Source organism: uncultured Veillonella sp. (assembly GCF_900545205.1).
Lineage (GTDB): Bacteria > Bacillota > Negativicutes > Veillonellales > Veillonellaceae > Veillonella.
Map to the genome: position 1 here is coordinate 1 of NZ_UQYC01000060.1, position 10,877 is coordinate 10,877.

The following is a 10,877-nucleotide window of genomic DNA, read 5'->3' on the forward strand; positions in this document are numbered from 1 at the left end:
TAAAACGATAGCAGTAATAGGTCTTGGTCAATTTGGTGGCACTGTTGCCAAGATGTTAGCTTCCATGGATCATGAGGTATTAGGTGTAGATATTGATCCAGAAGTTGTACAGAAAATTTCGCCATTTATAACACATGCTATAGTTGCAGATACAAGCGATGAAGAGGCAATCAAGGCATTGGCGCTAAGCCAGTTTGATATGGTTATTGTGGCTATAGGTGGAAATCTTCAAGCTAACTTAATGACAGCCATGCTTCTTAAAGAGTTAAACGTACATAAAATTGTGGCCAAGGCTGAAAATAATATACAAGGCAAAATGCTTCATAAAATAGGTGTAGATCAAGTTATATATCCTGAATATGATATGGCATTACGTCTCGTACAATTTTTAACTAGAGACCATGTGATGGATTATTTACAACTATCTAAAAATATTAGTCTCATAGAAATTAAGGTGCCAACATTCTTGGTAGGGTCTAACTTAAAGGATTCTAATTTGCGTGAGAAATATAATCTTAATGCAGTTGGCATAAGACGCGGTGAAGATTTAGAAGTTCCACCAAACCCAATTACCATTCTCGGTGAAGATGATAAATTATTAGTAATTGGGAATAATTCTGATTTAGATGCATTAACGGTGTAGTAAGTATACGAAAGAGATATAATTATATCGAAAAAATGTGATACAATAAAAATAGAATTCAGTATAGGCCATACGTATTCGTATGGCCTTTTTAGATAGAAATGAAGGTTAGTATGACAGAAGAACAATACATAACGGCGCTGACCAATAACCCCCATGGAATTCGGAATATTCCAAACCCTACAGAAGCAATGCAACTTACCTGCGTAGCTCAAAATGGCATGTTGTTGCAATACATTAAAGAACCTACCGAAAAGGTTATTGAAACGGCGCTTTCACAATCACCACGAGCCATACAATTCGTGGAACATCCTACAGAAGAACTATTACAGGCCTTGGTGGAAAAAGATTGGGCTGTTTTAGAATATATCGACAACCCATCTGATGCAGTTGTTCAATGTGCACTCGATCAATCTGGGTGGGCTATTCGCTATATTGCAAATCCATCTGAAACACTGCAGTTAGAAGCTGTAAAGTCCAACTACGATGCTTTGCAATATATTAAGGAGCCTAGTGAAGCGGTACAATTGCAAGCGGTTAAAGAGAATTACTTGGCATTACGTTATATTGATGAGCCTAGCGTAGCCGTATTAGAAGCAGCAGTTAAACAAGATTCTCAAGCAATGCGGCAAATTACAAAGCTTACAAAGGATTTGGCATTGCACCTATTTGGTGTAAGTGCTGCCACACTAGGGTATATACCAAATAATTTAGGTGTCACTGTGGACGAAATTAAATCGATCATCATTAGCGCCATCTCTAGTGATACAGCTGATGAAGACTATATTCGTGAATTGATTAACAACCAAGCTATCGGTGGTCGCCAATCTAAATGGCATATCGACTTATTGTCACTTATAGATGCTTATGGAACTAGGGCTGTTAAGAAAATTGCAGTCAGTGAATATTTGAAGTATTAGAAATGGAGACACAATGAACTTTATAGATACAATGGCAAGTGTAGAATTAGTGCTTGCTGCTAATCAAGTGCCTTTGCTCGTTGGTGAAACGGGCATTGGTAAAACATCTCTTGCGGCACGCGTAGCTACTGTGCATGACTGGGAATTGGTAACCATTGATGGAAATCTTTTAAAAGAAGGTGAAATTGGTGGTTTACCAACTGTAGAATCTGTAACACATACAGATGGTCGTGGTAACACACATTCTGTAAAGACTACAGTGTATGCTGTACATCATACGTTGGAACATGTGGCTCAAGCTGTGGATAAAGGTCGTCAAGTATTACTATTTATCGATGAAATTAACCGTGCTGAACATGCAGTACAACAGGAGTTAATGAATCTTATTTTGAATCGTGAAATCAATGGCTTCTCTTTAAGTGATCAAGTGCGTATCATCGCCGCTATGAACCCTGAGGATTCTTTTGACTACCAAACTATCGACATGGACCCGGCACAACAAAACCGCTTTGTATGGCTCTATATGAATGCTGATTATATGCAATGGATTGACTGGGCTATAAGTGCTGGTATTGAGGAAAAAGTTATCGAATTCATTTCTTCCTATCCAGAGTATTTAAATCAACGACATGAAGATGATATTGATGCTACACCACGCTCCTTTGAACGCGTATCTGGCCTGTATACGATTTATAAAAACCAAGAAGATTCAGCCTATAGTCGCGATGTATTTATGAATGTTATCCGCGGTAACGTAGGTAAACTCATTGCTGAGGCGTTTGTAAACTTTATCGAGTCAGACCAAGAACCACTTATTACCTTTGATGATGTATTGGCGGCGGTTCAAAAGCCAGGAGCCATTATGTCTATGGCTGAACAGGTTAAAAGTGAAAGTCCAACACGCTTATACGTAGCGGCTAAAAATATGTTGCATCGTTTAAACCGCAATAGCAATGCCGAAGAAGTTCATCACTTCATTGAATTCCTTACATTGTATCCAGGTGATCTACGCGTAGCAGTTATGAAAGATTTACGAAACACTTATGAACGGGTATACGCCTATGCGATTGAAGATGACTTGTTCATCGATACCTTCTTTGAAGCACAAAAATAGTTCTGCTCCATAGTTAACTAAATGAAGCTGTCCATATGGATAAAGAAATTTAGTGAATGATTGGGGATACAATAACCAATATATAAAACATGATATACATAAAATCTGATGTTAAACGAAAAAGGAGGTGGAATGATGCAACGAAATTTAGATAAAGATGATATTCGCGACGCCTCTGATTTACTCACTCATATAGACGGGTGGGAGAAAACAGGTTCCTATGATGAGAAGGCCATCGAGGCTCTCGATCGTTGGCATGCAAAACGGGAACGTATTCATCGTGAAGCAGAGGCCTTGTACACGCAAATCTATGCTGCATACGAAGCCTATGTAGATAGTTATGAAGAGCAACATCATAGCATGGAACCAGAACGTATAGCGGCGGACTTGATGAACCATAATATGTCTGATAGTCATATAGGGACCATAGGACGTGCCTTAGATGAGATACAAATTGAAGGTACTGATTTTGCGATAATGCAACAAGCCGTTATGACACCTGCCTTTGAGCAACGATTATGGAATATTTTGCATGATGTAAATAGCTTACTCCTTGAAGAGGACCAATTCTTTGGTTATTTTTATTTACAAATGGCTCATCGTATTCGTTTTGATATGACCAGTGCCTTCGGTATTAACTTAAAACAAGGTGGCTATGTATTATATGTAAATCCTTTTATCTTACTACGCCAGCCACCAGATGTTATGAAAGATGGCATTAAGCGTGAAATTCTTCATATTATTTCTGCACATTTGATGCGCGTAAAAACATTGAGTCAAAGCTTTAATAAAACGGCCGTACATATGGCGATGGATATGGTTGTAAATGACTACTTAGAACATGTTGATCGTGATGCGGTTACTGTAGCCAATGTAAATGAACGTTTTGGATTGATGCTCAAACGATTCCGCACCATTGAGTATTATGCCAAGGCTATCGATAAGGCGATGAAGGAAAAGCCTGAACTCTTTGTGCCCGTAGATAATTCTGATACAGCTGTAGCTATGGAGTTTGACCCTCAAACTAGCCATGATATTTGGGATGAATCTGATTCCATTGATACAGATACGATGGACCAAATTACGGAGCGCTATATCAACGAAGCCTCAAAAGGTGATATGGAAGGATATGTGAAGAGTCTCATCGATACCTTCCAAAAAACACGTCGTGCTCTTCCGTGGTATTTCTACCTTAAAAAGCTCATGGGCAAGGTAGCAAGTGGTTACAAAAAAACGACGATGCGCCGCAATCGTCGTCAACCTGAGCGCTTGGAGTTGTCTGGTACCTTGCGTCAACATAAAGCTAATGTATGGGTTGCTCTCGATATGAGTGGTAGTATTACTGATGCAGAGTTTACGAACGCGTTAGAACAAGTATTGCAAATTGTACATGCCTATAACCATCGCATCACCGTTGTAGAATGTGATAATGAGGTGCGACGTACGTATACGATGGAATCAGTAAAAGATGTAAAGCCTCGCCTTGATGTGCGCGGTGCAACAGCTTTCTCGCCAGTATTTTCTTTAGCCAATCAAAACCGTGTGGATTTATTGGTTTACTTCACGGATGGCAAAGGCGAGGAACGATTACGAGAGGCTCCGAAAGGGTATAAGGTTTTATGGGTTCTTACAGGAGAAAAGCCTCAACTATCTCTTCATAATCCGTATGGCATGGTTCGTGAACTAGGTTATGTGGGTGTAGATGAAACACAAGATATAGATGAATTTGTACGTATGTCTAGTCGTAGTGGCTTTTCTATGGCTAACCAAGAGGTATAAGCTGCTTTATAAAGGTGAGCAGTGATATATTTTGGTTTAACCTAGAGGAGCGTTTATAAAAGCATATAAAAATGACGCAATTCCTTAGAATTGCGTCATTTCTACGTAGGTGTTATTTTTTATTTTAGTTATTGAGCTCGATCGAGGAACCTGGATCGATAATGAGGGCTGTTTGATTGTATTTGCCTTCAACTAAGCTTGTAAATACACCTGGTTCACGGTCGATAACAGGCCATGTTTTGTAGTGAATTGGAATGGAGATACGCGCTTTTACATAAGAAGCGGCAAGAGCTGCATCTTCAACGCCCATCGTGAAGTTATCGCCGATAGGAAGTAAAGCGTAGTCAATATCGCCAAAGCGATTCAACAATTTCATATCGCTAAAGAGTGCTGTATCACCTGCGAAGTATACAATATCTCCGTAGAAGTCTACGATACAACCTGCTGCATGACCGCCAGGGATACCTGCGCCGTGGAAGGCTGGAACTATGCGAACAGAACCGAATTCAAAGTCAAATTTACCGCCTAAATGCATAGCGTGTGTACGACAACCAGCAGCTGCTGCTTTACCAGCTACCTCTGCAGTAGAGATAACGAGCGCATCATTTGCTTTAGCAATGAAATCTGTATCGCCATAGTGGTCATCGTGACCATGGCTGACAAAGATATATTGGCATTTGATATCTTCTTTTTTTGCGATATCCCATGTATTACCTGTTAAGAATGGGTCGAAAATCATGGACACATCACCGCGAGTGAGCATAAAGCAAGCATGACCGAAATAAGTTAGTTTTGTTTTCATAGGAACACTTCCTTCCTTATACATATAAATCTTAATTCTATTGTATAATATAATAAATGAAAATAAAACTATTGATGATAATTTATGCATAATTAGTAAGGATATAGTATGGATTTAACACATTTTGACCAAGATGGTAATGCTTGGATGGTGGACGTATCCGATAAGGATATCACATCCCGCACAGCCATCGCAGAAGGATTCATAGCAATCAATGATGCAATTTATGAGCGCATTGCTGCAGGTACTATAAAAAAGGGCGATGTCCTTAGTGTTGCGCAACTAGCTGCTATTATGGGAGCTAAGCAAACGAGCAATCTCATTCCTCTTTGTCATCCATTAGCACTCACAAAGGTTGAGGTTCACTGCTCTTTAGTAGATGGTGAAAGCCCTGCTTGCACTGATGAAAATCATAACAAGGCCGTTAAGGTACGTGCCATCGTTAAGACTACTGGAAAAACGGGCGTTGAAATGGAGGCCCTTACAGCTGTACAAGTGGGATTGCTCACCGTATACGATATGTGTAAGGCCATCGATAAAGGCATGATTATGGGCCCTACATACCTCGTAGAAAAAGAAGGCGGGAAAAGTGGACATTTTGTGCGTTCCTTTGTAGAATAATATAGATATAAAGAATAGGGGAACGAAAATGGAAATAGTACTTTATGAGCCAGAAATCCCTGGCAATACAGGAAATATAGCGCGTTTATGCGCAGCTAATCACATGACCCTACATCTTATCAAACCACTTGGTTTTTCTATCGACGATAAGCACGTGAAACGAGCTGGTCTCGATTATTGGCATTTGGTAGATGTACAGGTACATGAAAATATTCAAGAGTTGTATGCGAAATATCCTGATCGCAGATATTTCTACGCTACTACAAAAGCAAAGCATACCCACTCCGAGGTAAAGTATGAAATCGGAGATATGCTCGTATTCGGCCCTGAATCAAGAGGCTTGCCTGAAAGCTTATTAGAAGGTGTTGAAGAAACATGCATTCGTATACCAATGGTAGATGAGGCGCGTTCTTTAAACTTATCTAATGCAGTAGCTATTATTGCATATGAAGCTATGCGCCAACTTGATTATCCAGATCTTAAAGCCGAAGGCAACTGGATTCAACCTAAATAAATATACTTTCACCATTGAGATATATACAATAAATATGTGTTAGAAATCCTACCCAATCTACATGAGAGGTAGTATTTTGACAGGTGTTGTTAGAGGAGGATATTATGAACTACGATAAAGCTCATGATTTAGCTCACGCTATGCGTGAATCCGAAGAGTACAAAGAGTTAATGGCAGCTCAAGAAGCTTTGAAAGCTGACGCAGTAGCAGCGGCGTTGGTACGCACATTTATGGCACAACAAATGCAATGGGAATACGCAAAGTTGTCTGGTGCACCAGAAGCTGATGAATTGCAAAAGAAACAAGAGGAATTGATGCCTCAAATTCAAGAAAATGCTGCAGCGGCTGCTTATTTACAAGCACAAATGCGTTGGAGCCAAATCTCTAATGATATTTATAAAATCATTAGCGAACCAATCACTGAGGGGATGAAAGTGTTAGATCATGGCGAACAACAACAACCAAAACATTAAGGACTTAAAAGAAGCCTTATTAGAGAAATTACCTAGTACACGTGTACGAGAACAGGAACTGCTTTGTCATCATACGACATTTAAAATTGGTGGTCCTGCTGATTTATTTATTGAACCTACAACGATGGATGAGTTGAGCTTTACGCTACGCAAGATTCACGAATTACAAGTGCCTGTAACTATTATTGGTTGCGGCTCCAATATTTTGGTGAAAGATGGTGGTATTCGCGGTGCTGTCGTATCGGTTCGACATATGACACAAATCATGGATTGCAATGATAATGTATTATGCATTGGTTCTGGTTATATGTTAAAAGATGCTTCTGAATTTGCTTGGGAAAACGGACTATCTGGCCTTGAATTTGCCATTGGTATTCCAGGTACACTTGGTGGTGCTGTATTTATGAATGCAGGTGCTTATGACGGGGAAATGAGCCATGTGGTCACTTCAGTACTAGCTGTAGACTTCGAGGGCAATATTAAGGAGTACGATGCATCTCACTTAGATTTTGGATATCGTCATAGCGTATTCCACGATAATCATGAGGTTATTGGGGAGGTTATTATGACGTTACAACCTGGTGATAAGGATGCTATTAAGGCTCGCATGGATGAGCTCACAGAAAAGCGTGAATCTAAACAACCTTTAGAGTATGCTAGCGCGGGTTCAACCTTTAAGCGCCCACCAGGGTATTTTGCAGGTACTTTGATTGAACAAACAGGTCTTAAAGGATTATCTGTTGGTGATGCACAAGTATCTCATAAGCATGCTGGCTTTGTTATCAACACTGGTAATGCTAAAGCTAAAGATGTACTTGATCTTATCAAAGAGGTACAAAAACGCGTATATGATCAACATGGTGTACATCTGGAGCCAGAAGTACGTATGATTGGTGAAGACTAATACAAACTAAATATTAATACAAGATTTCTTATGTGACGTTCCTCTTATCTTATTTGAGGCAAGGTATCATAAGAAATCTTTTTTAATACCATATGCTTATGTAGCTAATTTAGCCTTAAGATGACTCAAAAGTATAATCAAATGTAGAAATTGCCATGATTAGAAATTCTGTACTTCTTTGACTTTTTTCTATAGACTACGTTATAATTAAGTGTTGCCAATTTTGGGAATATACCTATATAGCGACTTTCACAAGCGTTATATGATATAGAATATACTGAAAGAATTAAAGGGAGGATCTTATGATTCGCGAAAATCTTCGAAATGTAGCGATTATCGCCCACGTTGACCATGGTAAAACTACTTTGGTGGACGCGTTATTAAAACAAAGCCATGTGTTCCGTGAAAATGAAAAAGTAGCAGAACGCGTAATGGACTCCAACGACTTGGAACGTGAACGCGGTATTACTATTTTGTCTAAAAACACTGCTGTTATGCATGATGGCATTAAAATCAACATCGTTGATACTCCAGGCCATGCTGACTTCGGCGGCGAAGTAGAACGTGTACTTAACATGGTTGACGGCGTATTGCTTCTCGTAGATGCTTACGAAGGTCCAATGCCTCAAACAAAATACGTTTTGCGTAAAGCGTTAGAACAAAAATTGAAACCAATCGTTGTTATCAATAAAATTGACCGTCCTGACCAACGCGTTAAAGAGGTTGAAGATGAAGTTCTTGAATTGTTCATGGAACTTGAAGCTGATGATGACCAACTAGATTTCCCTGTAGTATACGCATCTGCTCGTGCTGGTGTGGCTAAAACTAACTGGGATGACGAAGCTGTAAATATGGAACCATTGTTTGAAACATTGATCGAAGAAATTCCTGCACCACAAGGTGATTTGGAAGGTCCTCTTCAATTCATGGTTACTACACTTGATTACGATAACTTCATCGGTAAAATCGCAGTAGGCCGTATCGTTCGCGGTAAAATGAAACCTAACCAACAAGTAGCTATCATGACTGGTGAAAGCACTCGTAAAGCGAAAATTGGTCGTGTATATACATACAATGGCTTGAACCGTGTTGAAACTGACGAAGCTGAAATGGGTGATATCATTGCGTTCGCTGGTATCGACGATATCAATATCGGCGAAACTGTAGCAGATGCTGAAAATCCTGAAGCATTACCATCCATCTCCATCGACGAACCAACATTGTCCATGGTATTCTCCGTAAACAACTCTCCATTCGCAGGTCGCGAAGGTGAATTCGTTACATCCCGTCACTTACGTGATCGTTTGTTCCGCGAAGTAGAAACTAACGTTTCTATGAAGGTAGAAGAAACTGATTCTGCAGATGCTTTCAAAGTATCTGGCCGTGGCGAATTGCATTTGGCTGTATTGATCGAAACTATGCGTCGTGAAGGCTATGAATTACAAGTAGGTAAACCTCGCGTAATTTTCAAAACTATTAACGACAAATTGTGCGAACCATTAGAAGCATTGACTATCGACGTACCTCAAGAATTCATGGGTACAGTAATGGAAAATCTTGGCCAACGTAAAGCTGAATTGACTAACATGGTTGAGTTAGCTGGTTACCTTCGCATGGAATTTGTAATTCCTGCACGTGGTTTGATCGGTTTCCGTGCACAATTCTTAACAGCTACAAAAGGTAATGGTATTATGAACCATGTATTCCATGGTTATGCACCATATAAAGGTGAAATTCCTTCCCGTACACGCGGTGCCTTGGTAGCATTTGAAAATGGCGAAACTACACCATATGGTTTGAACTCTGTTCAAGATCGCGGTACATTGTTCGTTGGTCCTAACCAAGACGTGTACGCAGGCCAAGTTATCGGTGAAAATACTCGTGAACTTGATATGGATGTTAACCCATGTAAGAAAAAACACGTTACTAACATGCGTTCCAGCTCCTCTGACGAAGCAGTACGCTTGACTCCACCTCGTATCTTCTCCTTGGAACAAGCTCTTGAGTGGATTAACGATGACGAACTCGTTGAAGTAACACCTGAAAGCATTCGTATGCGTAAAACAATCCTTGATCGTAACGCACGTGCGAAAGCTGCTAAAAACAAAAAATAATATCCTTAGTGATATAAAACGACGCTCCTATGGGGGCGTCGTTTTTATTACATATAACAAAGAGGATATTCCTATTTATTATATTCATATGAAAAATAGATGATAATTTTATCATTTATGATTAATAGGAATATAGAACCTTGTATATATGGAGTTTGCATAATATCTTGCTGATAGGGGTATCGGTATATACGGAATATCCATATCGATGTATAATAATAGCAAGTTTGTTGAAATCAATTATTGATTATGGAGGTTCTTATGAATAAGAAAATTTTAGCATCTTTATTTGCTGTAGGTTTAGCTGCAGGCTATGTATGCTCTTCTGTTGATGCACATGGTGTGTTCTTCGCTAACCGTACAGATGAAAAAGTACTTGTATTAGGTGAGGGTCCTGTAGATAATGCTTATAGTGCAGATATGGTAAAAAATATTACTGGATATGATGTACAAGGCAAACAAATTCCTGTACAAGTTGTGAAGCATGAAAAAAATGTAGCTATTATTCCACCAGCAGACCTTGGTGTAACTGTAACTAATTTTGATTATGGCTACTGGACTAAGACTAAAGATGGTAAAACAATTCATAAACCAATCACCGAAGTTCCTGGTGCGGTTAAGAGTACACATGCTATCAAATATGATGTTCATTACTGGAATGCACAAGCAAAACCATTTGTAGATAAGAATGCATTTATTCAAATTGTACCTTCTGTTAATCCATTGACATTAAGAAAAGGTGATACATATGAAATCCAAGTGTTTAAAGATGGTAAACCATATGCGAATGCACCTCTTATCAAAGATTTAGTAAATGATTTAACTGGTGAAGCTAAAGCAGATGAAAATGGTAAAGCTACTGTAGCTGTTACAGCAGATGGCTTAAATGTAGTAGGTGTTGAAGTTGCATTCCCTACACAAAATAAAGGGGAACAAAATAAATACTTTAGTGCATTGTCCTTCCTTATTTCTCCTGAAGAATAATAATTAGTA

At 39.2% G+C, this 10,877-nt stretch carries 11 protein-coding genes; 10 read left to right on the forward strand and 1 reads right to left on the reverse strand.

Annotated elements, in window-relative coordinates; genetic code table 11:
• From QZR70_RS06950 to QZR70_RS06965, 4 genes are all read left to right on the forward strand, one after another.
• A partial coding sequence (locus QZR70_RS06950; RefSeq protein WP_295794075.1) for a TrkA family potassium uptake protein occupies window positions 1–643 on the forward strand: 643 nt, incomplete at its 5' end.
• 113 nt (window positions 644–756) lie between these two features.
• Complete coding sequence (locus tag QZR70_RS06955) at window positions 757–1,563, forward strand: hypothetical protein (protein WP_295794078.1); 807 nt, start codon at window positions 757–759, stop codon at window positions 1,561–1,563.
• Window positions 1,564–1,576: 13 nt separating this feature from the next.
• A complete protein-coding gene (locus QZR70_RS06960; protein ID WP_060924062.1) occupies window positions 1,577–2,677 on the forward strand; it encodes an AAA family ATPase in 1,101 nt (366 codons plus the stop codon).
• A gap of 135 nt (window positions 2,678–2,812) precedes the next feature.
• The gene (locus tag QZR70_RS06965) at window positions 2,813–4,456 is read left to right on the forward strand and encodes a VWA-like domain-containing protein (RefSeq protein ID WP_363661704.1); all 1,644 of its coding nucleotides are present in this window, start codon (window positions 2,813–2,815) and stop codon (window positions 4,454–4,456) included.
• 124 nt (window positions 4,457–4,580) lie between these two features.
• Here QZR70_RS06965 and QZR70_RS06970 read toward each other — a convergent pair whose 3' ends face one another.
• Complete coding sequence (locus QZR70_RS06970) at window positions 4,581–5,258, reverse strand: metal-dependent hydrolase (protein ID WP_060924061.1); 678 nt, start codon at window positions 5,256–5,258, stop codon at window positions 4,581–4,583.
• A 108-nt stretch (window positions 5,259–5,366) separates the two neighbouring features.
• On the opposite strand from QZR70_RS06970, the gene moaC reads away from it, so the two are divergent.
• From moaC to QZR70_RS07000, 6 genes are all read left to right on the forward strand, one after another.
• Window positions 5,367–5,879 carry a cyclic pyranopterin monophosphate synthase MoaC gene (gene moaC / locus QZR70_RS06975; protein ID WP_024064775.1) on the forward strand — a complete coding sequence of 171 codons (513 nt, stop codon included), beginning with the start codon at window positions 5,367–5,369 and terminating at the stop codon, window positions 5,877–5,879.
• A 28-nt stretch (window positions 5,880–5,907) separates the two neighbouring features.
• Window positions 5,908–6,393 (forward strand): tRNA (uridine(34)/cytosine(34)/5-carboxymethylaminomethyluridine(34)-2'-O)-methyltransferase TrmL, encoded by a 486-nt coding sequence (trmL, locus tag QZR70_RS06980; protein WP_005385766.1) that lies wholly within the window; start codon window positions 5,908–5,910, stop codon window positions 6,391–6,393.
• A 104-nt stretch (window positions 6,394–6,497) separates the two neighbouring features.
• Window positions 6,498–6,866 (forward strand): YlbF family regulator, encoded by a 369-nt coding sequence (locus QZR70_RS06985; RefSeq protein ID WP_060924059.1) that lies wholly within the window; start codon window positions 6,498–6,500, stop codon window positions 6,864–6,866.
• The gene (gene murB, locus QZR70_RS06990; protein WP_105086446.1) at window positions 6,838–7,770 is read left to right on the forward strand and encodes a UDP-N-acetylmuramate dehydrogenase; all 933 of its coding nucleotides are present in this window, start codon (window positions 6,838–6,840) and stop codon (window positions 7,768–7,770) included. Before QZR70_RS06985 ends, murB begins: the two co-directional genes overlap by 29 nt.
• Before the next feature lie 302 nt (window positions 7,771–8,072).
• The gene (gene typA, locus QZR70_RS06995) at window positions 8,073–9,884 is read left to right on the forward strand and encodes a translational GTPase TypA (RefSeq protein ID WP_005385769.1); all 1,812 of its coding nucleotides are present in this window, start codon (window positions 8,073–8,075) and stop codon (window positions 9,882–9,884) included.
• A gap of 261 nt (window positions 9,885–10,145) precedes the next feature.
• Entirely contained in the window at window positions 10,146–10,868 is a 723-nt protein-coding gene (locus tag QZR70_RS07000; RefSeq protein WP_156719920.1) for a DUF4198 domain-containing protein, read from the forward strand.
• Window positions 10,869–10,877: the final 9 nt, after the last annotated feature.